At 39.1% G+C, this 22,676-nt stretch carries 20 protein-coding genes and 1 CRISPR repeat array; of the genes, 2 read left to right on the top strand and 18 right to left on the bottom strand.

Going from position 1 to position 22,676, the window contains the following annotated elements:
- Positions 1-110: 110 nt before the first annotated feature.
- The 10 genes from atpC to HMPREF0381_RS02590 form a co-directional block, all read right to left on the bottom strand.
- Positions 111-512 (bottom strand): ATP synthase F1 subunit epsilon, encoded by a 402-nt coding sequence (gene atpC, locus HMPREF0381_RS02635; RefSeq protein WP_008750317.1) that lies wholly within the window; start codon positions 510-512, stop codon positions 111-113.
- Positions 513-520: 8 nt separating this feature from the next.
- Positions 521-1,912 carry a F0F1 ATP synthase subunit beta gene (gene atpD / locus HMPREF0381_RS02630; RefSeq protein ID WP_008750316.1) on the bottom strand — a complete coding sequence of 464 codons (1,392 nt, stop codon included), beginning with the start codon at positions 1,910-1,912 and terminating at the stop codon, positions 521-523.
- A 23-nt stretch (positions 1,913-1,935) separates the two neighbouring features.
- Positions 1,936-2,802 carry an ATP synthase F1 subunit gamma gene (gene atpG / locus HMPREF0381_RS02625; protein ID WP_008750315.1) on the bottom strand — a complete coding sequence of 289 codons (867 nt, stop codon included), beginning with the start codon at positions 2,800-2,802 and terminating at the stop codon, positions 1,936-1,938.
- 12 nt (positions 2,803-2,814) lie between these two features.
- The gene (gene atpA / locus HMPREF0381_RS02620) at positions 2,815-4,314 is read right to left on the bottom strand and encodes a F0F1 ATP synthase subunit alpha (protein ID WP_008750314.1); all 1,500 of its coding nucleotides are present in this window, start codon (positions 4,312-4,314) and stop codon (positions 2,815-2,817) included.
- Between the two features lie 45 nt (positions 4,315-4,359).
- Positions 4,360-4,893: an ATP synthase F1 subunit delta gene (gene atpH, locus HMPREF0381_RS02615; protein ID WP_008750313.1), complete on the bottom strand. Its 534-nt coding sequence runs from the start codon at positions 4,891-4,893 to the stop codon at positions 4,360-4,362.
- Positions 4,881-5,396: a F0F1 ATP synthase subunit B gene (atpF, locus tag HMPREF0381_RS02610; RefSeq protein WP_008750312.1), complete on the bottom strand. Its 516-nt coding sequence runs from the start codon at positions 5,394-5,396 to the stop codon at positions 4,881-4,883. The genes atpH and atpF overlap by 13 nt, the downstream gene beginning before the upstream one ends.
- Before the next feature lie 12 nt (positions 5,397-5,408).
- A complete protein-coding gene (atpE, locus tag HMPREF0381_RS02605) occupies positions 5,409-5,666 on the bottom strand; it encodes an ATP synthase F0 subunit C (protein ID WP_007594440.1) in 258 nt (85 codons plus the stop codon).
- Positions 5,667-5,740: 74 nt separating this feature from the next.
- Complete coding sequence (gene atpB / locus HMPREF0381_RS02600) at positions 5,741-6,469, bottom strand: F0F1 ATP synthase subunit A (RefSeq protein WP_008750311.1); 729 nt, start codon at positions 6,467-6,469, stop codon at positions 5,741-5,743.
- Positions 6,466-6,879, bottom strand: coding sequence for a hypothetical protein (locus tag HMPREF0381_RS02595; protein WP_008750310.1), 414 nt, complete (start codon positions 6,877-6,879; stop codon positions 6,466-6,468). Before HMPREF0381_RS02595 ends, atpB begins: the two co-directional genes overlap by 4 nt.
- Positions 6,872-7,165, bottom strand: coding sequence for an AtpZ/AtpI family protein (locus tag HMPREF0381_RS02590; RefSeq protein WP_040461081.1), 294 nt, complete (start codon positions 7,163-7,165; stop codon positions 6,872-6,874). The genes HMPREF0381_RS02595 and HMPREF0381_RS02590 overlap by 8 nt, the downstream gene beginning before the upstream one ends.
- Positions 7,166-7,526: 361 nt before the next feature.
- On the opposite strand from HMPREF0381_RS02590, the gene HMPREF0381_RS02585 reads away from it, so the two are divergent.
- On the top strand, positions 7,527-8,828 hold the full coding sequence (locus tag HMPREF0381_RS02585) for a cell wall-binding protein (protein WP_008750308.1): 1,302 nt from the start codon (positions 7,527-7,529) through the stop codon (positions 8,826-8,828).
- A gap of 9 nt (positions 8,829-8,837) precedes the next feature.
- Positions 8,838-10,763, top strand: a complete 1,926-nt coding sequence (locus tag HMPREF0381_RS02580) for a GH25 family lysozyme (protein WP_008750307.1) — start codon at positions 8,838-8,840, stop codon at positions 10,761-10,763.
- 87 nt (positions 10,764-10,850) lie between these two features.
- On the opposite strand, the gene HMPREF0381_RS02575 is transcribed toward HMPREF0381_RS02580, so the two are convergent.
- The 8 genes from HMPREF0381_RS02575 to cas6e all read right to left on the bottom strand — a co-directional run bounded on the left by HMPREF0381_RS02575 (position 10,851) and on the right by cas6e (position 22,676).
- Positions 10,851-12,194 carry a glycosyltransferase family 4 protein gene (locus tag HMPREF0381_RS02575; RefSeq protein ID WP_008750306.1) on the bottom strand — a complete coding sequence of 448 codons (1,344 nt, stop codon included), beginning with the start codon at positions 12,192-12,194 and terminating at the stop codon, positions 10,851-10,853.
- Position 12,195: 1 nt separating this feature from the next.
- Positions 12,196-14,505 (bottom strand): discoidin domain-containing protein, encoded by a 2,310-nt coding sequence (locus HMPREF0381_RS02570; protein ID WP_008750305.1) that lies wholly within the window; start codon positions 14,503-14,505, stop codon positions 12,196-12,198.
- A 1-nt stretch (position 14,506) separates the two neighbouring features.
- Positions 14,507-15,346, bottom strand: a complete 840-nt coding sequence (locus HMPREF0381_RS02565) for a carbohydrate ABC transporter permease (protein WP_008750304.1) — start codon at positions 15,344-15,346, stop codon at positions 14,507-14,509.
- 6 nt (positions 15,347-15,352) lie between these two features.
- On the bottom strand, positions 15,353-16,246 hold the full coding sequence (locus tag HMPREF0381_RS02560) for a carbohydrate ABC transporter permease (protein WP_008750303.1): 894 nt from the start codon (positions 16,244-16,246) through the stop codon (positions 15,353-15,355).
- A 6-nt stretch (positions 16,247-16,252) separates the two neighbouring features.
- Positions 16,253-17,590: an ABC transporter substrate-binding protein gene (locus HMPREF0381_RS02555; RefSeq protein WP_008750302.1), complete on the bottom strand. Its 1,338-nt coding sequence runs from the start codon at positions 17,588-17,590 to the stop codon at positions 16,253-16,255.
- Between the two features lie 502 nt (positions 17,591-18,092).
- Positions 18,093-20,195: direct repeats of the CRISPR family, unit length 28 nt; unit sequence GGATCACCCCCGCATACGCGGGGAACAC.
- Positions 20,196-20,218: 23 nt separating this feature from the next.
- Complete coding sequence (gene cas2e, locus HMPREF0381_RS02540; protein ID WP_008750299.1) at positions 20,219-21,118, bottom strand: type I-E CRISPR-associated endoribonuclease Cas2e; 900 nt, start codon at positions 21,116-21,118, stop codon at positions 20,219-20,221.
- 1 nt (position 21,119) lies between these two features.
- Entirely contained in the window at positions 21,120-22,040 is a 921-nt protein-coding gene (gene cas1e, locus HMPREF0381_RS02535; protein WP_008750298.1) for a type I-E CRISPR-associated endonuclease Cas1e, read from the bottom strand.
- A gap of 15 nt (positions 22,041-22,055) precedes the next feature.
- A complete protein-coding gene (cas6e, locus tag HMPREF0381_RS02530; protein WP_008750297.1) occupies positions 22,056-22,676 on the bottom strand; it encodes a type I-E CRISPR-associated protein Cas6/Cse3/CasE in 621 nt (206 codons plus the stop codon).

Genomic DNA, 22,676 nt, shown 5'->3' with positions numbered 1-22,676 from the left:
TATGTGTAACTGTCAATAACTTTTATAATACCATAATTTAATAAAACTGTGAAGAAATAAAAAAAGGACTGTATGCATTATCCTTAACATCCGCATACAATCCTTATTATTTATTTATTTCCTGCTACATTCAGTCGAACCAATGCTCTTCTAAGTGCCAGTTCGGCTCTTGCAATATCTACACCGTCCCTTTGTGAAAGCCTCTTTTCGGCTCTCTCCTTTGCCTCTTTGGCTCTGGCTATATCTATCTCATCACTATGCTCACATGAGTCTGCAAGTATGGTAACTTTATCCTGCAATATCTCAGAGAAGCCTGAGTGAAGTGCACAGTTTTTAACACTGCCGTCTTCACAATGTATAGTCAGCTTACCCGGTGCTATTACATTTACCATAGGGATATGCTTGGCATATATACCGACATCTCCCTGTGTAGTGGTAAACTCGACCATAGTAGCATCCCCCTCAAAAAAAACATGATCGGGGCACATTATCTTTAATGAAAACTTGTCCATACCACCTCCTATTTAGAGGCACGCTCTACGACCTCATCAATAGTTCCCGCATTGAGGAAATACTGCTCAGGTATATCATCATGCTTACCGTCAAGAATCTCTTTAAATCCTCTGATAGTCTCTGACAAAGGTACATACTTTCCGTCAAGACCTGTAAACTGTGTTGCCACAAAGAAAGGCTGTGACAAAAATCTTTGGATCTTTCTTGCTCTTGCTACAGTAAGCTTATCATCCTCTGAAAGCTCATCCATACCTAGCATGGCAATAATATCCTGCAACTCTTTATACTTTTGCAATACCTCTTGTACTCTTTGAGCCACCTCATAATGCTCTTCACCCACTACATGAGGTGAAAGTATTCTTGAAGTTGAACCCAGAGGATCTACCGCAGGATAAATACCCATCTCAACTATAGAACGGTCAAGAACTGTGGTAGCGTCAAGGTGAGCAAATGTATTTGCAGGAGCCGGGTCTGTAAGGTCATCCGCAGGCACATATACCGCCTGAACAGATGTGATAGAACCGTTCTTTGTAGAAGTGATTCTCTCCTGCAAAGCACCCATCTCTGTTTGAAGTGTAGGCTGATAACCTACTGCGGAAGGCATACGTCCAAGAAGTGCTGAAACCTCCGAACCTGCCTGTGTAAATCTGAAGATATTGTCAATGAAAAGAAGCACATCCTTTCCACCCTTATCTCTAAAATACTCCGCCATAGTAAGTCCTGTAAGTCCTACTCTCATTCTTGCACCCGGCGGCTCGTTCATCTGACCGAATACCATGGTGGTCTTATTGATAACACCTGACTCAGTCATCTCATGGTATAAGTCGTTACCCTCTCTGGTTCTCTCACCTACGCCTGTAAATACTGAATATCCGCCATGCTCTGTTGCTATATTTCTGATAAGTTCCTGGATAAGTACAGTCTTACCAACACCCGCACCTCCGAACAGACCTATCTTTCCGCCCTTTTGATATGGGCAGAGAAGATCAACTACTTTGATTCCCGTCTCCAAAATCTCAGTCTGTGTAGACTGCTCTTCAAAGCTTGGAGCTTTTCTATGTATAGGAAGATACTCCTCTACCTTTGGAGGTTCTTTCTTATCAATTACTTCTCCAAGTACATTAAAAATTCTACCCAGAGTATTTTCACCGACAGGTACTGAAATAGGTGCACCTGTAGCTTTTGCTTCCATTCCACGAACAAGCCCGTCAGTACTTCCCATGGCAATGGTTCTTACTATATCGTCTCCCAGATGCTGTGCAACCTCAACAGTAAGTACGCCGTCAGCGGTATCTATCTGTATTGCCTCATTGATCTGCGGCAAATGTCCTCTTGAAAACTGAATATCCAAAACGGCACCTATAATCTGGGTTATTTTGCCAATATTTGGCTCTGCCATCAACTTTTCTCCTTCCTCTTCTCCTATTCTATGGCATTGGCTCCTGCCACAATCTCTGTAAGCTCTTGAGTAATAGCACCCTGACGAGCTCTGTTGTACTGTAAGCCAAGCTTGTCTATAAGTTCTTCCGCATTTGATGTTGCAGAATCCATAGCAGTCATTCTCGCTCCGTTTTCTGAAGCGACAGACTGCATCAAGCCGCCATAAATAACAGAAGAAATGTATTTTGGAATTATCGCATCCAATACTTCATCTTCATTGGGAGAATAATTCATAAGGGCTTTCGGTCCGTCATTCTCAACAGTCTCAGGCTGCAATAAATCTTCCTTGCTGAGCGGAAGCAATTTCAAAAGTACAGGGTCATGTACCACCGTATTTTTAAAATTGGTATATATCACATAAATCTCTGAGAGCTTTCCGCTTTCATAGTCGTCAAGCAATACCTTTGTAATATCTGCGGCATCCTTATACAGCGGCTCTTCCACAATCTCTGAAAAGTCTCCCTCTACTTCAAAGCCTTTATGTAAGAGTGCATCTCTACCTTTTTTACCCACTGCATATATAAGTGTTTCATTGCTTTTGAATTCGCTTATTACCTGCCTGCTTACAACATTGTTATAGCCTCCTGCAAGACCTCTGTTACCTGTAACAACCAATACTCCTGTCTTACCGGCATCATTCTTCTTTAGATATTTATGAGCTATATTCTCACTTTTCTCAAGCATAGATGCGATAGTCTGATACATCACGGTAAAATAAGGCTTTGAAGCATCCGCTTTTGCCCTTGCTTTTTGAAGCTTAACCGTTGCTACAAGTTTCATGGCTTTGGTAATCTGAGCAGTGCTTTGTATAGCCGCACGCCTGCGCTTTATTTCCTTCATTGAAGCCATAATACACCTGCACTATGCTTTCTTACATTCATTGATAACATCTGTAAGTCTCTTTGCAAGATCCTCAGAAATCTCTTTTTTGTCTCTTATTTCAGCTGCTATCTCAGGATGCTTACTCTCAACAAATCTGAACAGCTTATCCTGGAACTCAAATACCTTATCTGTAGGCACATCAAGTAAGAGTTTCTTTGTAGCGGCAAAGATAATAATTATCTGATATTCAACCGCCATAGGCTTGTAATTAGGTTGCTTAAGTATTTCTCTTATTCTCTCACCCTGTGCCAGCTGATTCTTGGTAGCCTCATCAAGCTCGGAACCGAACTGTGCAAAGGATGCAAGCTCTCTATACTGTGCAAGTTCCACTCTTATAGGTCCTGCAATCTTCTTCATAGCCTTTATCTGTGCGGAACCTCCTACTCTTGATACTGAAAGTCCGGCATTTATGGCAGGTCTGAATCCCGCATTGAACATCTCCGTTTCAAGATATATCTGACCGTCTGTAATAGATATAACATTGGTAGGAATATATGCCGAAACATCACCTGCCTGTGTCTCTATTATCGGCAATGCGGTAAGCGAACCGCCTCCCAAGTCATCTGAGAGTCTTGAAGCTCTCTCAAGAAGTCTTGAGTGAAGGTAGAATACATCACCCGGATATGCCTCACGGCCCGGCGGTCTCTTAAGAAGAAGTGAAAGTGTACGATATGCGGCAGCATGCTTTGTAAGATCATCATATACTACCAGTACATCCTCTCCTCTTTCCATCCATTCTTCACCTATAGCACAACCTGAGTAAGGTGCGATATATTGAAGCGGTGCAAGGTCACTTGCGGTAGAAACTACTACTGTAGTATAGTCCATAGCACCGTAATCCTCAAAAGTCTTTACAATTGATGCAACAGTGGAAGCTTTCTGTCCTATAGCAACATAGATACAATGAACATTCTGTCCCTTTTGATTGATTATGGTATCTACTGCGATAGAAGTCTTTCCTGTCTGTCTGTCACCGATTATAAGCTCTCTTTGTCCTCTTCCTATAGGAATCATAGCATCAATAGCCTTTATTCCTGTTTGAAGCGGTGTATCTACCGATTTTCTTTCGATAACACCATGTGCAACTCTCTCTATTCTTCTAAAGGTATCTGTAGTTATAGGTCCTTTTCCGTCTATCGGCTGACCGAGGGCGTTTACTACTCTTCCTGTAAGTGCATCACCTACAGGAACCTCTACAACTCTGCCTGTGGTCTTTACTGTATCACCTTCACTGATATTTTTCTTATCACCAAGTAATACAGCACCGACATTGTCCTCCTCCAAGTTAAGCACCATGCCGTAAACATCTCCCGGAAATTCCAGAAGTTCTCCCTGCATAGCCTTTGCAAGACCATGTATTCTTGCAATACCGTCCGCTACCTGGATAACAGTACCTACATCCGATACCTCGAGTTTAGTTGAATACTTATTTATCTGCTCTTTTATAACCGAGCTGATCTCTTCAGGTCTTAGATTCACTAGACTCGTACCTCTTTTCTTTAAACTTTTTGCCGGTAATACGGCTTATGATAGCATTTTTCGCATCTTTTCAATTCTGGTTTTTACACTTGAATCTACAACTCTGTCACCGATTCTGATAACAATACCGCCCAAAATACTCTCATCCACTATAAACTTTGCTTCAAGAGATTTATAGTGAGAAGACTTTATAAGTTCCTCCACTATTCTTTCTTTCTTTGCATCATCAAGCGGTAATGCGGTGGTAATTGTTGCCTTTCCTATAAGCAACAGCTCTTTTATACAATCTGTCACATAGTCAAGTATAGATAAAAGCTCCGCCTGTCTTTTTTTCTCGATAACGGTAAGTAAAAGTCCCATAGAGTCATCACTGATGTGATGCTCAAATATTCCCTTTAAAAATGATACCTTCTCCTCATCATCCATCTTCGGAGAATCAAGGAGCAATACAATTTCATCATTTTTTACAAAAATATCTTTTATCGCCTTTATCTCATCAAGTGCAACATTTAAATTATTTTTCTCAGATACTACCGACACATAAGCATCTCCATATACTTTGGACACTAATTTTGCCATGTACCATCTCCGATTTCTTTTAAAGTCTCTTCAACAAGTCTATCCTGCACTTCTATATTCATTGCAGAATTGACCGCCTTGCTTGCAATAATCGAAGCCACATCAACTATATTTGATTTTACTTCTTCCATGGCTTTTTTCTTTGCCAGCTCTATCTCATTGTTAGCCCTGTCAGTAATTCTCATAGCTTCGGCTCTTGCTTCTTCTATGATTTCATTTTCTCTATCCTTTGCCCTTTTTCTGGCGTCCTCCAAGATAGAATCAGCCTGCTTTTTAAAAGTAGCTAATTTTTCCTCGTATTCCGCCTTCAGAGCTTCAGCCTTTGCCTTTGCCTCTTTTGCGCTTTCCAAATCTCCCGCCACACGCTCTCTTCTTTTTGCGAGCATATCCTTAGCTGGGTTAAAAAGCAAATAGGAAAGAATAAAGAACAAGAAAAGGACCGCTAAGCCTGTAATGGCTGAATCAGCCAAAAGCTGAGGGTCAAATCCTATCAGTCTTTCCATAAAACCTCCAAATTAAGCACCGAAAGGCTTAACAAACATAAGAATCATAGCAACAACGAGTCCGTAAAGACCTGTTGTCTCGGCAACCGCCTGTCCGAGAAGCATTGTTGATGTGATATCCGCTCTTGCTCCCGGGTTTCTACCTACAGCCGCCGCACCATGTCCTGCTGCAATACCCTGTCCTACACCGGGTCCGATACCTGCTATCATAGCAAGTCCTGCACCTATAGCAGAGCAACCAAATATAAAATCCTGTCCTGTCATATTCATAAATAACCTCCAAAATATATGATATCAAGTAGGCTTAAACCTACTTAAATCCTGAAAATATTTTATCTAATGAACTATTCTAATTTGTCATTGATATAAACCATACTAAGCATACAGAAAACATAGGTCTGTAATGCTCCTGAGAACACATCTGTATATAGATGTAAGAATGACGGTATACCTATCTTTAAAAAGATCGGCATCATACCATACCAAAGCCCCATAATCAGAACGCCTGAAAGCACATTTGCAAAAAGACGCAATGAAATGGATATCGGGTTTGCTATCTCACCAATAACATTGATTGGGAAAAGCAGCGGGATAGGCTCAAACAGTGATGTAAAGTGTTTTAATTTTCTGTTCTTTATACCCTGGAAGTTTACTATAAGGAATGTAAATAATCCAAGCAAGAATGTAACACCATAATCTGCTGTAGGATTTCTAAGTCCCAGCAAACCGCTGAAGTTCGAAACAAAAATAAAGATAAAGATTGTTCCTATATAATTTAAGAATCTGTCCTTGTTTCCGCCAAGAATAGTATCCGTCATAGACTCCAAGGCTTCAATACCGCATTCCAAAAAATTCACAAAACCGCTTGGAGCTTTGTATGGGTCTGATGCCTTTATTGCTCTGTTTGCAAAAACAGCAAATAGAGTAATCAGTACAACGACAATAATTAAGGAAACTGTAGTCGTAGTCAAATAGAGTTCCTGTCCGAACAGCTTATACTTATATAGGCCATGAATCATGAAATCCAAATTTTTGGCTCCACCTGCACTTTCAGCTAAAATATTTAAGCTCATGTCTCCTCCTTTCTTCTTTTTTCAAATATTTTTTTAAACAATGGATACATATATGCACCTGACTTCAATCCGAAAACAGATATGACAATCATAAATGCATTTATGTATCTACTGTTCCAAAATATTGCAACAACAATGAATAACACTACCTTTCTCAGTAAAGAATGTATCATAATCTTTCTCTGTGCATAAGAAGGAGTTCCACCATATAAACTGTCCTCAGTCGATATTCCCATATCAATAACCATGGCCAATACTAAAACAGTCCCCACCAGTATACCAAGTTCTATAGAAGTGATTGAATACTTTATAAATCTTGCAAAAAAAATAGCTGCAAGACTTAAAATAAGCTCATAAAGTAAAACCCCCATGCCCATATACAGACATGTTCTCCTTGTGTCCTTACTCATCCTTTTTATTAAAAATCCTACTTTCTTTCTTCGGTAAAACAAAACTGTTTTTTTGTATCTGTATTTCTCTTTTCACCTTATCCTTCTCCATCTTTTTTATAGAGTTCATAATAAGTCTATACCCCGACATACATCCGCTTATTACTCCAAGTAACAGAAATGTCAAGGTAAACGGAAAATGAAACTTTTCCTCCAACTTAATTCCTATAAATGTGCAGAGTAAAACCGGTGTAACCATGGTAAAACCAACCTGTGAAATTAACGACAAATATCTTAAAGCTTCCACAATATTCCACCTCCTACTATACTCTAAAACCATAAAAACTTTCAATATATTTCAATATTTGAATTTACTTTTTTCCGGTTTTATCATTATACCTATATATTCTTGCCTTGTCTATATAGTGTTTTTTTTATCAATATTAAATTCAAAAATTGAATGCAAAAATATCTACTTTTCTTTTCAAAAGAATGTAAATCAATATTATGCAAATCGTAAATATTTGTTATAATATATACTATTCTATTGTTAAGGAAAATGTTATAATGAGTTGAGACTAGGTCAAATACAAAATGTAAGTCTGCATGTAGGGCTTACTTTGAAGCTATTTTAGACTTATACCCAATTAACAATATAAGGAGGAAATATGAAGCGAACTATCAAAAAAATGTTGGTTACAGGTGCAATCAGCGGACTGCTTTCACTTTCTGTTGCTTCTGTTGTGTATGCATCTAACGGTTGGAAATCTGCTAACGGCACTTGGACCTATCTTAATGATAACGGTCAGGTTCATAAGGGATGGCTACAGGCTTCTAACGGCTATTATTACATGGATTTGTCTAATGGTGTTATGACTACAGGTTGGAAAAATATTGATTCAAAGTGGTATTATTTCAAATCAAACGGAATTATGGCCACCGGTTGGTTTAAGGTTGGAAATGAATGGTATTACACACTTGGCAACGGTACTCTTGTACAAGGTTCATGGCTTAAACATGATTCAAACTACTACTACTTAAGAGGTTCAGGTGCTATGGCTACCGGCTGGAGACAGATGGACGGTGCCTGGTACTATTTCAAACCAGACGGTAGAGCCGCATTTGGTTGGACCAAGGTCGGTGACAAGACATATTATTTCACATCTGCGGCAAAAATGTGTACCTCATGGAATAAAATTGATGATATCTTCTATTACTTCAATTCTGACGGTTCTATGAAGACAGGTTGGGTCAGTGACGGAACCAACAAGTACTATATGGAAGAAGCTGCCGGTGAAAACCATGGCAAGATGAGCTTCGGTTTCAAAAAAATCAGCGGCAAAACCTACTTCTTCAACGAACAGGGACATATGGTTAAAGGTTGGCTAAAGTCTAATGACAAATATTATTACTTTGATGAAGAAGGTAAGATAGTGGCCGGTAAGTCTATTACCATAGAGGGAAAAGAATACACATTTGATGAGCATGGTGTATGTACAAATCTTAGTGGCACTCCTAGTAGTGTCACTAATGCTATACCCGGAATACTGAAGAGTGAATCAAGAGATAAAAAAAATTCAAACAATCCTTCTAAGAGCGGTTCCTCCGACCAAGCCGGTGTAGTTCCCGCTCCTAACGACAACAAGCCCGGTGAAAGCAAAGCGGGTGAAAGTAAACCTAGTGAAAGTAAGCCGAGTGAAAGTAAACCGGGTGAGTCAAAGTCCGGCAATAAAACTGATGAGTCAAAATCCGGCGAAAGCAAAAAGGACAGTAGTTCAAGTAAAGAACCTACTGTTCCGGCTGCACCTACAGATGAATCCAAGTCTCAGCAAGGCAAAGATAATAAATCAGATGCTCCTTCCGGAGAGGCTAAGCCAAAATCTCCTTCTGATGAAACACAAAAGGGTAACGGTTCTACAGGCAAGGACGAGGTAGGATTAAAGCCCGGCGAAACATCAGGACCGAAATAGAGGTAAAAAATGTATTTAAATAAATTTTCAAAGGCTGTTATACCCGTTATTTCACTTGCCATGTCTTTACTCACTCCTATGTCTGCACTTGCAGCAAATGAGTGGACAATGCAAAGTCCCGGAGTCTATCAAATGCTTGACGGCTCCTCACTTTCAGGTGTAGTTGCAAGAGGTATTGATTTGTCACATTATCAAGGTGATGTAGACTGGGACAAGGTTGCGGCAGATGATGTTCAATTCATCTTACATGGAACCAGATATAAGGGGCAGATTGACCCTGTTATAAGAAGAAATCTATCTGAAGCGAATAAAAGAGGTATTAAGCTTGGTGTATATATCTACTCATATGCAATGAGTGTTGAACAGGCTGAAGCTGAAGCCGACTTTGTACTTGACATTATCAAGGACTATCCGATTTCATATCCTGTAGCATTTGATGTGGAAGATGCCAATACTCAGGGTAAATTGCCAAAGGATCAACTTACCGCTATCATTAAGAAATTCTGTGACAAAGTGGAAGCTGCCGGCTACTACCCTATTGTATATGCCAATGATTACTGGATTGCAAATAAGCTTGATATGAATGCTCTGAAAAAATATGATATTTGGGTTGCCAGATACAATGTAAAGCATTCCTATCCGAATCCTGTTATGTGGCAGGCTACCAGTACCGGCAAGGTAAATGGAATAAACGGCAATGTTGATATTGACTTCCAGTATAAGTCCTTCAATGATAAGATTCCTTCAACCACATGGAGAACCATCGCGGGCAAAAAATATTATTACAAAGACTATAACATGGTAAAGAACGCTTGGGTTCATGACAACAAAAACTCTTACTACATGGGTTCTGACGGTGTGGCTAAGACCGGTTGGTACAGTGAAAACAATGCAACTTATTACCTTGATCCACAAAATAGCGGTGCTGCCAAAAAAGGCTGGTATAAAGAAAACAGTGCCTGGTACTATCTTGACAATAATGACGGTAAGATGCAGACAGGTTGGGTTAGTGACGGCAATAAAAGATACTACTGTGATAAGGACGGTAAGATGCAGACAGGCTGGCTGGTAGACGACAGAGATACTTATTTCTTAAGCCCGTCAGGTTCTGCGGTTACAGGCTGGGTTAATGACGGCGATACCTGGTATTTTATGGACAACTCAGGTAAAATGCAAACCGGTTGGGTAGACTCGGGTAATCAAAGATATTACTTAGACAATACCGGTAAGATGCTGACAGGTTGGACGGATGTAGGTAATGCAAGATATTTCCTTGCTCCAAGCGGTGCCGTATCAAAGGGCTGGATAAATGAAAATAATACTTGGTACTACATGGATAACAGCGGTAGAATGCAGACAGGTTGGGTCAATGACCGCGGTACCTGGTACTATATGGACAACACCGGTAAGATGCAAACCGGCTGGATTAATGACGGCAGAAACAAATACTTTATGACTGATTCCGGTGCTATGAAGACAGGTTGGCTAAAACAGGACAATGACTGGTACTACATTGACGGTTCAGGCTCAATCAGAACGGGTTGGCTAAATGATGGCGGTACTTGGTACTATCTTGACGGTTCAGGAAAGATGCAAACCGGCTGGATTGACTCCGGCAATAACAGATACTTCTTATCTGCAAGCGGTGCTATGAAAACCGGCTGGATCAACGATAATAACACATGGTACTACTTAAACAACTCAGGTGCTATGTCAAAGGGTATGATAAATGTAAATAATGTTTCTTATTACCTTGATGATTCAGGTAAGATGCTTGCAAATACCACAGTAAATATCAATGGTAATGTATATAATATTGATGCCTCAGGTGCTATGACCCCTGCTGTCAAGGAAAGTGTTGCAGAATCCGTCGACAACCGGGAAACATCATCAACAGCTCCTACACAGTCAAGCATAGGTCCAAGGGCAAAATAACAGATATATTAAGTGGATCCTTTAATAGTAACTGTAATATGCTGTAAGGGGGATATGACTGAAAATTAGCCATATCCCCCTTTCTACTTACAGTCCAAGTCCTTTCAAAATACCTTCTAAAGCTTTGAAAGAAAAATTTTCCTTTGCTATATTGTAGTTTGATTCAACCGCTTTCACTGTTAATTCTTTATCGGTAAGCAGCTCCATTACCCTACTACAAGCACATTTCAAAATACTTCTGTCAATATACACCAAATCATTGTTCTTTTTATAAGTATCTCCAAGGCTTACTATATCAAATCCCTTTCCCTTCAAATCTGACACATATACCGGATACTCAAAAGCTACTATCGGCAACTTTGCAAAAACAGCCTCTATAAGCTGATTTCCAAAGCCTTCCCATATACTTGGATATGTCACAAAATCGGCATAGACATAGCTGTCCCAAATTGAATACACCTTTCTTCCATCTCTCATACCTCTTGAATGTGATACTCTATCTCCGATAAATCGTATATCCACATTACAATCCAAAGCTTTTTTCTTTAAATTATCCACATAACTCGATGAAATTCCGAAGTTTTCAACTATTCCGGCACAAAGTAATATTATATTACTTCTGTTATCTGTTTTTTTACCATTGTACAAACATTTACCGATAAATTTTTCTTTGTTTTTATTCAACTCTCCAATAAGATCTATTGCCAGCTCTATTGCTTTTCTATCCATAACTCTGGTGGCCTGCAAAAATACAATATCATTCTTGGCAATACCGAAATCTTCTAAGAATCCTTGATTGTACTCATCTTCAGTCCATGCCTTCATATCAAAATCAAATACATTCGGAACTACTTTTGCACAAATATTCTTTTTAGCCAGCAGAGCATCTTTTGCAATTTCATTTATAACAATATTTTTTACATTTGGCAAATCCGGAGGTGCCATTCTTTCTAAAATCTCTTCAATTTCCTTACAAGTCGGCTCTACCTCTCCGCTGTCCTCAAAATAAAAATCATGATTATGACATATTGTTTTTATACCTGTTTTTTCTATAAACTCGTATATCGCCTTTAATGCGGCTATATGATATCCCACGCTCATCAGATTATTCGGAATAATAAGCTCAATTTTATTCTCATTTATTATATTAAATAATTGAGTTTTTATAATATCCGCACTTTTATTTATATCCTCTAAAAGCTCTTTGCCATCCTTATAATCTCTTAAGGCTACAGTAGCATTTTCTATTTCCTTCTTTGTCTGAGGATGATAAAAGGATAATTCCGGAATACATAAAATATCATCTCTCTCATTACCGGCAATATAAAAGACTTCATGCCCCCGCCTTCTTAATACCTCTCTCCATTTGTCCACTTCAAGGGAAACACCGTCCGTTTTCCCGAGTGCATTATGTAAAAAAGCAATTCTCATACTACACCTCATCATAATAACATTCTATAGATCTTAATCTATGTCCGCCCTTTTCATCCTCTCCTACGCTCTCCACCGGCGTATATCTTATATATCTGGTTATTGCAGTTTCAAATATATATGATTTCGGCTTTCCGTTATTTTTATTTTCCTTGATATAAGTAATATATTCCTTCCCGTCTACCGAAAAATCAATATGAAATTTTTTGGCATATTTATAATCATCTGTAAATACACATATTCTATTAACTTTCACTGGCTTACCTATATCCACCAAAATATAATGATTCCCCGGTGAATCGGACATTGTAAAATCAGCTAAACTTCCATTTGTACAGTTCAAAAAATTACCGTCATCTGAAGGTCTCATATTCGACCTTACGCCCTTCCTATACAAAAGATTTTTGGAAAAGTTTATATTGACAAGCCTTACCTTTAACCCGGTTGTATTTTTATCTAAAATGATTCTGCCGCTGCCGTTATCTTTTACACCTTCGCTTACATAATCAATATTTTCCAAAAAACATGGTATATCTATAATAATTCCTTCATGCTCACCTCTAAACTTAAAGCATAGTATATTATTATTTAATGCCTCCATTTCAAAGCCGAATCTTTTATTATCCTGTATCGGAAAATTATCCACTCTTATTTTCTTACCCGGATAAAGCCATTCCTCAGGTATACCTCCGCCTATCAGCAAGCTTTTATCATATTTTTGTGCGATAAGACTTTCTAAAAGCACCTTTGATGCCAGATTTTGCCCCCACATATGCGGGCAACTTCCGTCACCGCTTACAGGATGATATCCCCTCCATTTTTCTTTTACAGGTTCTCCCGCACTTTCCCAAAAACTATACGGTCCGCTTTGCCCATAGCTTAACATCGCCTGATATGCATATATTCCCTCACATCTGTATTCTCTGCCCCTAAGACCTGTAGCCGCAAGACCTGCATTATAAGAGCCTATACTGTCTGAAAAGCTTCCGCCGCCAAAGGAATGTGGAAATAATCCCGCTTCCCTTCCTCTTTTTAATCCATAATCATAGGTGGCATCAATCATATCAATCATATATCCATACTGTTTTGCATCAAAAAGATAGCCGTCCCATGCCCATCTTCCAAACAGAAACATAGATGCCCAATTTGTATTTCGAGGTTTCCTGCAAATATTATTATCATTGCTCTCAGTCATTGATGCGGGGATATAATTAAGCTTATATTTTTTTACCGTTTCACTTATTGTCCTGTCGGCATTTAAAAGCAATAATTCATAAAGACTGTTTGCAAAATCAAACTCCTCTTCTTCTTTTAGTACCTTTGATATATACATATATGCACAAAGCCCTAAAAGTGCAGACCAGTTATCCACAGTCCAGTACCCGTTCCTGTCAATATCCCAAGTCTTTTTTATAATTCCCTTTTCATCAATATCCTTTTCTATCTCATGGGCAAAATATTTTAATTTATCAAAATTTTCAAGTAAAATATCTTTATCACCTGTTTTTAGATAATACAGCGCAAACGGCCATGAAATTTTAAACTTTGCATCATCATATTGAATCTGAGATTTCAAATTTGAAAGTAAAACACCTGCATCTTTAAAATACCCCTGTGTAAACAGATTCACCAAAATCCCTATAGCATCATGATCAAAAACCTCTTCATATCCATTGGCACCGACATATAAATCATATTTATTTTTTATAATCTGAGTATAAATAAAATTTGCCCTATAGCTCTCTATAAGTTCTGTATCCGGCAATTCAATATCTGCAATATTTGAAAGCTCATTCAGCCAATATTCTCTCATATGATTGAAGTGAATATCAAATCCCCCAAGGCTGATAAGTTCTTCATCACTTGGCAATCCATACAGATTTCCAAATCTGTCCGATATTATCACAAAATCATGAGCTGCACTTTCATTTGGCAAAACAGACTTTGATACATTATTCAAAGCAATAAGCTCCTTTGGTGCTCCTATATCTATATGCTTTAAAATATCAGAATTATTTTTTATTTCCACCCTGCTGTATACCGCCACATAATCTCTGTTATTTACAGAGATTTTATCTGCAAAATGCTTTATTTTGATATCACATTCATCATATTCAAATCCGGTAACAAGGCATGGTAAAAAACCTTCTTCATTGTACCATTCAATATGTTTTGCCTTTTTGCCTATTTCAAACTCTGCAAGAATATTTCTGCCGTCTCTTATAAAGAAGCCGCCCTCTAAATAACAAATTACACTCTCATTATCGCCGTCCCAGCCTATTACTCCTGCCTTACTTAAATCATCCTTCATATCATCCCTTTATTCCGGCACCATAACTGACTGCCTTTTCTATCTCCTTACTGAATATCACATATAGTATCAATGTTGGCAGACTTGAAATCATCAAAGATGCAGCCATTGCGCCCCAGTCCGTAGAAAATTGTCCTTGAAACTTTACAAGTCCGATAGGCAATGTATTGAGCGACTGTTTTCCTATAACAACAAGTGCAATAATAAATTCATTCCATGAAAACAGCAACACAAACAAACCGCAGGTAACTATTACAGGCTTCATAAGAGGTACTATTATTTTAAAAAATGTAGTATAAACACTTGCTCCGTCAATAGCTGCCGACTCCTCCATCTCAAAAGGAATACTTCTTAAATACCCGTAAAAAATAGTGATAATAAAGGGCAGTTCAAATGCCACATAGGGCAATATAAGTGAAATCAAGGTATCACCTGCATGCAAATCCCTTACAAGTATTACTAAGGGTATAAGCACTATCTGTACCGGTATAAACATACCCAGACTTACATAATTTTTTATAAATTTGCTGCCTCTAAAATCCATTCTCGATATCGCATAAGCAAACATCATCGCAAAAAATATCGTAAAGAAGATAACAAAAGCCGCTACAATAATACTGTTGGTAAAGTATCTTACTACATCATACTCCAGCCATGCTTTCACATAATTTCCAAATCTTAATACTTTCGGGAAGCCGAAAGGATTTGTTGAAAAAATCTCCTCATTGTTTTTTAGTGAATTAAATGCCATCCAGGCAAGCGGATAGGCGGCAAAAATCGAATATAAAATCAATAATATATATATTATTGAAGTTTTTATTATATTAAATATCTTTTTCATATAAGATTAAAAATTTATTCTCTCTCTTGCCACAAATCTGTTTATAATCAATGTGCACAGTAAACATTCCAAAACCAGAGTCACCGCTATCGCACAGGCATATCCGAAATTTCCGTTCATATAGGCGCTCTTATACATCATATATGTCAATGTGGAAGTGGCATTTCCCGGACCTCCGCCCGTCATTATATACATATGATCAAATGCTCTGAGTCCTCCCGATATAATCAATATCAAAAGAAGCTTATATGTCTCTGATAAAAGCGGTATCGTAATATGTATATGCGCTTTAAAGCTTGTAGCTCCGTCAAGCATAGCCGCTTCATAATATGCCTGCGGTATACTCTTTATCGCCGTATATATAAGCAATATAGTATTTCCGATACCCTGCCATGCTGTAAGAAATGCCATAACTATAATTGCGGATAATCCGCTTGAAAGCCAGTTCTGTGAGTAATTTATACCTAATAAGCCAAAAATCCTGTTTATAAGACCTACATTGCTCTGATCACTTGCAAGCATAGCCAGCCACAACTTACACACTATTACCGTAGATAAGGTACTCGGTATAAAATATATTGATCTGAATATCCTTGAACCCTTTATCTTTTTTGACGAAAGCACCAATGCTATAACTGTTCCAAGCCCTATCTGATAAAGTACTGTAATTGTAGGATAGATAATGCCGTTTATAATGGAAACTCTAAATGTCGAATCCCTTGTAAAAAGCTTTATATAATGCTTTAATCCCACAAATTTACCAAGATTTATTCCATCCCAATTGTACAGACTCTTGACCAAGGTCTGTACAATCGGATAGAATACCACCACTGTATATATTAACAATGTGGGGAAAATAAAAACAAATATGGCGATTTTATTTTTAAATATATTTTTCATTTAACTCTAATTGGTCTCTTCTATTGCCGCATCAATTTCCTTTGCAAAATCTTCTGCTGTTATGGTTCCTGTCAAAAGTTCCTGTGCCTTATCTTCCATGACTGTCTTAAGTTCCTGATTTGAAAGATTCCAGTCAAACTTTGACATAGATTTAAAGTTTTTTGTATCCTCAATATACTGACTCATCACAGGTCCAAGTTTCTTCTCAGACTTAGGTGAATCTTTATATATGGAAGTTCCGCCCTCAAGGGCTACAAAAGCATCATTTACCTTTCTTGAAAGAAGTACTGCATACTTTGCCGCTATTTCTTTATTTTTGCTGTACTCCGGAACCGAAAAGCCTCCCTGACTGTAGCCTCCGCTCATATTCCATTTTGCCTCTTCTTCGCTTCCTGCATCCGCCAAAGGATAATACATCAGTACAAGATTGTCCCCCATCTCCTGCTCAAGTCCGTTAAGTGCCCATGTACCTGTCATAAACATAGCACATTTATCAGATGTAAACAGTGCTTTTGCCTGATCATAAGTTGTATTAAACACATCTTTTGAAAGCATACCCGCATTTACAAGCTCGATAAGCTTATTTGCAGCCTCAAGATAATCTACATCACCTGCCTTGGCTGTATTTTCATCAAGTCCTTTTATGCCGTCAGGTGCTTTTCTGGTAACCATGATATCATACAGATGTAAGCACCACTGTTTCTCCTTGCCAAACAGTGCATAAGGTAAAACCCCCTTTTCATTGAAGGTCTTAACAGCAGTCAAAAACTCATCATAATTTTGTGGAATCTTTACACCATTCTCCTCAAATACCTTTTTATTGGCATAAAAAGAGTTTACCCAAGGTGACTGCCATGGTACAGCATATATATGACCGTCGGACATATACAAAGCATCCTTATATGCATCCGCTATGTCATCTATAATCCCCGCCTCCTTGGCATATTCATCCAGTTGTAATAAAGTACCCGATTTATTTAATATCTCGATATCCACTCCGTCAGACTTGAAAATATCAGGTAGATTGCCTGATGCGGCATAAGTCTTTAACTTCTGCCCGTCATCCTGTGATGCAGGTTCAATCTCTACGGTTACATTCGGCATTTCCTTCTTCATTTCCTCAATTGCCCGGTCAAGAGTATCCTTTTCCTGATCATCAGAATAATTCGCATAAAGTTTTAATGTGACATTTTCTCCATTATCAGCCTCTTTACTTGACTCAGATTGTTTTGATTCACCATTTGCCTTAGAATCATCACTCTTTGACGCTCCCCCTGAACAACTTGCTAAAAATACAGTTGACAACGTAACCATTAAAACAGTCTTTAAAAAACCTCTCTTCATAAATACCCCCTGAAATATCTTAGTAATGTCATATAATGACAAACTGCTTATTGTTTATGCATAAAACTAAAACACGCACAATTGTTTTAAAACTATCTAATCCTATTATAATTATTTTTCATTATATTTTCAATATGTATACACTTAAAATTTTATATAATTTTATATTTGTACAAGGTATATAATTATTACAATTGTTTTTATAAATAATAATTATTACTTATATTTTCAAATTTTACTAATATTCTAAGATTTTTTGAACTTCAATATTTCAAGTGCAAAACAGTTACAATCTCTATAATGTGGTTCTTAGAAATATTCTCCAATAGTTTCTCTGACTATATACATACACTTCCTACCTTAAGCCTGTCCGGTTCCTGATAGACTCTTTTATAATATATTGATTAAATATATTATAGTAATGTAATAAATCAATATTATATTATGCTCAATATATTATCAAAAAAAGATATATGAGCATATTGTCCTGCATTCGGATAATGAAGTACCCCCGCATACGCGGGGAACACTAAATTGTATTCAATTTCGGGATTAAAAAACAAGAAGTACCCCCGCATACGCGGGGAACACGCCTCCTTTTTCTATCTATTGTTCTGCTGTTTGGGATCACCCCCGCTTACGCGGGGAACACTAACTGTATCCGGTATAATATCCTTATTTGCCAGGATCACCCCCGCTTACGCGGGGAACACTTATCAGCTCTTTTACAAAATCCTCTGTATCAAGGATCACCCCCGCTTACGCGGGGAACACTAAGAATAATGCATTTGCACAGAGTTCATTCTAGGATCACCCCCGCTTACGCGGGGAACACCCTGTGCTGTTACCCCCGTTTTCTGTAGCAAAGGGATCACCCCCGCTTACGCGGGGAACACATAAATACCAAACACTCGCTTCATCACTTGCCAGGATCACCCCCGCTTACGCGGGGAACACTAAAATGACTTATAAGTATCAGTGGATGATAGAGGATCACCCCCGCTTACGCGGGGAACACACTTTCATCCATAGTGGCCAGAATCCTGTTAAGGGATCACCCCCGCTTACGCGGGGAACACGCTTTAAATGCTGCTATCATAAAGTCAGGATTGGGATCACCCCCGCTTACGCGGGGAACACACTTTCATCCATAGTGGCCAGAATCCTGTTAAGGGATCACCCCCGCTTACGCGGGGAACACACTTTCATCCATAGTGGCCAGAATCCTGTTAAGGGATCACCCCCGCTTACGCGGGGAACACAAATTTGCCTTCCAGTCAATCAAATTTGCCGAGGGATCACCCCCGCTTACGCGGGGAACACACAGTGGGATACTTCCAATACTTTTAAGAAGCGGGATCACCCCCGCTTACGCGGGGAACACCTGTACTTACAAAGTGGCTTGCCGAAGAGGATAGGATCACCCCCGCTTACGCGGGGAACACCGGGCAATGCACCATATACTTTACGCATAGATGGGATCACCCCCGCATACGCGGGGAACACAGGCTTTGCAGACTTTGGCACTGCAGGCGCCTGGGATCACCCCCGCATACGCGGGGAACACGTGCTTGAAGAGATTTAAGGTTAAACTGGTCGAGGATCACCCCCGCATACGCGGGGAACACTCAAGCCTCAGATGGTATACAAATGTATGTATGGGATCACCCCCGCATACGCGGGGAACACCGTAAAAACGACAAAAAGGCGTTGACAAAGTCGGGATCACCCCCGCATACGCGGGGAACACGTAAGGCAACAATAAAGGATTATTTGTTAGCAGGGATCACCCCCGCATACGCGGGGAACACTTATCCACAATTTCAAATTCCCAGCGTTTCGGGGGATCACCCCCGCATACGCGGGGAACACTACCAGCCGTTTTTAAATAATACATACATTCTAGGATCACCCCCGCATACGCGGGGAACACTAGGCCTTGCGGAGGGAATGGAGATGGCAAGGGGGATCACCCCCGCATACGCGGGGAACACCTTGCAAATAGTGCTAAAGGCTGTAGCTTCTCAGGATCACCCCCGCATACGCGGGGAACACTAATCGATGGTGCGAAAGGTCTTGCAAGTTTTGGGATCACCCCCGCATACGCGGGGAACACCTGTCTTAGTTCTATAGCTAGAAAGCTTACAGGGGATCACCCCCGCATACGCGGGGAACACCGGAGTCGCAAGCGGCGCATCATCATCTGCAAGGGATCACCCCCGCATACGCGGGGAACACTTGCCTTATACATTCAATAAGCTTGATGAAGTAGGATCACCCCCGCATACGCGGGGAACACACAAATATATATACTTTGCCTAACTGCAATTCGGGATCACCCCCGCATACGCGGGGAACACTGCTTAAAAATTGAGGTGTTCAATGTAGCGGTAGGATCACCCCCGCATACGCGGGGAACACGGACAAACTGCAACTTCAGTACAAGGCGTTAAGGGATCACCCCCGCATACGCGGGGAACACATCACTTGGCTTGGGAATTTCTTTTTTATCCTGGGATCACCCCCGCATACGCGGGGAACACTGCTACAGCCATGCCGTTTTCTCTGAATGTATAGGGATCACCCCCGCATACGCGGGGAACACAGTAAAAAGATCCCGTAGAAAGGCTATACCAGACTATATAAGTCCCTGAATTTATTTACTTTCATCGCAAGTTTATATATCATTTTGGCATCTTCCAATGCTCTATGTGGCACTTTATCTCCTACTCCATATTCCTTAATCACGGTTTGTAATTTATAATTTTCCAGAAATAATTTCTCATTCTTTACAAACCTCATTAAATCATATCTTTTATTGTTTAAATTTTCAAGCCCTGATTTTAATAAAGCAATATTGATAAAGTCAATATCAAATCCTATATTATATCCGATAATATCCAAGTCACCCAGAAAATCCACAAAGTCTTTTAAAACTACAACTATATCACTGCCGTCTTTTTTTAACATATCAGTTGTAATGCCGGTTAATGAAACTATATGCTTCGGCAAAGTGCCTTCATAATTTACCAAACTTTGAAACTCACTAAGTACTCCGCTTACAGATTTTATTGCCCCTACCTCAATAATAACATTTTTTTCATTATCCAATCCGTCAGTCTCAATATCTACAATAACAAAGTCCTTTGAAGTCAAATTTTTCTTAGGTGACGAAGCATACCTTCTTGCATTTCTAAACTTTGCGGCATTACTGAATCCGTACTTTACCTCTTTATGTTCATCTGTACCGACATTAGGAATAAATACAAGCGGAATACCGTCCATATCAATATTTGAAAAACCTGTATTATGAGTGTCAAATTGATATCCAAGTTCATTTCTATATGCAAAACTTATTGTAGCTTCTCCATCTTTTACATTATCCCTTACCCTTTTCCAAAGCTTTTCTCTTACCTTTGTATTAAAATTACCTATATACACACCTGTAGTTATTTCCTGCATCCACTTTGTAAGATCTCCTCTTAATGCTTGTGGAACCCTTTTTAATGTAATCACAGTAAACGGCATATCACACCTCTGTGTAATTCACACCATAACTTACAAGTTGCAACTTATTGTCCCAAAGTCCAAGAAATTCTCCTTCAAGCTTTTCATCATCGCTCACTTCAAGCAGATACTGTAAATCTTCTACTATCTGTTTTACAAGTTTCTTTTCTTCAAAGATATCTCTGGCTTTCTTTCTGGTTATACTTCCAATATCATCTTCCTTACCGAATTCACTTGCTATCTCAAAAGCTAAAGGGATGGTAATATCAGCCTTATACAAATCCGCAATATCATATACAAAGGACAAATCATGACCTGTATGCACAAAGCCAAGTCCGGGAGATATACCCAGTGCAGACATCACACTATATACAAGCCCATATAAAGATACATTTCCGGCAGACAGTGCCTGATTTACAACATCACTGTTTGCAAAGTCTTCCACCTTATAATCTCTACCGGTCCACTCTACTCCATGCTTTTTTGAAAGCTCATTATAAAGTCTTTTTACTCTTGTGCCCTCATGTCCTCGAAGTTGCTGCATTGTATATGACGATACATCTTCACCGGCAAACCTCATACTGTACATTTTTCTTGCTACATCAACTCTGCTGCGGACATTTGTCACAAGTCTTGCCTGACTTTCTAAAAACTTTGTGGAATGTGTCAAAGCTCTGCCATGTGCATACTGTCTTACACCCTTTTCGCCTACCCAGACTACAGAGGTACCCATATCACCTATAAGTTCCATTGCTCTATGTGTAATATCTGTACCGGGACCAAGCAATAATGCACCAATCATAGCTACAGGAATCTTTACCGTCCCTCTACTGTCAGATACCACTATTGCTCCGTCCTGTCTGTTTACCTTTGCATGCTCAATATAAATAAAGGTAACTCTATCACTTATCCTTGGCAATTCATTTATTTCAGCTTTTTCCATACTTGCCACCCGGTATTACATAGGAATAACTGTCATAAGTCCAAATCCGTAAGCCTTTTTCTTACCGAAGCCGTTCTCCAATAACGATTTGAATTTATCCTCGTCAACTACAGTTAAAACACCTTCAAATGTGGCTTTTACCACTTTTACCGGCTTTGCACCTGACTTTCTTAAAACTTCAAAACCTCTTTCTACTATATTGACCTCATCTTCGATTACTTCAAATCCGTTTTTTAAAGTTCTGTCCATAAAAAATTTCTTTTGAAACTCTGCTGTAATATGCGGCTTTTCGCTACCCCGCTTACCGTCTTCCATCACTGCATGTACCGGATTTGTTACAAGCCTGAAACGCAGCTTCATACCTTTTTTTATCTTGCTTATATATGCCGTATAATCCTTAGTAATTGCACTTCCGGCTACACCATACTTTTCCAATAATTTCACATCAGGTTTTTCACCGCTTACCAACAATAAATATTTTTTATTATTGATTTTATCAATCCTCCAAAGCTTTCTGCTCCTCACTCCCGCTTCTTTAAAACTTTGTTCAACCCAGTTGTGGTAAGCTCCCAAATGTGTCAAATCCCTTATCTTTTGTCTGTTATATATATCTACTTCAACTCTTGAAATATACAT

Source organism: Lachnoanaerobaculum saburreum DSM 3986 (assembly GCF_000185385.1).
GTDB classification, from domain to species: domain Bacteria; phylum Bacillota; class Clostridia; order Lachnospirales; family Lachnospiraceae; genus Lachnoanaerobaculum; species Lachnoanaerobaculum saburreum.
This window is presented reverse-complemented; position numbering and strand designations above follow the sequence as displayed.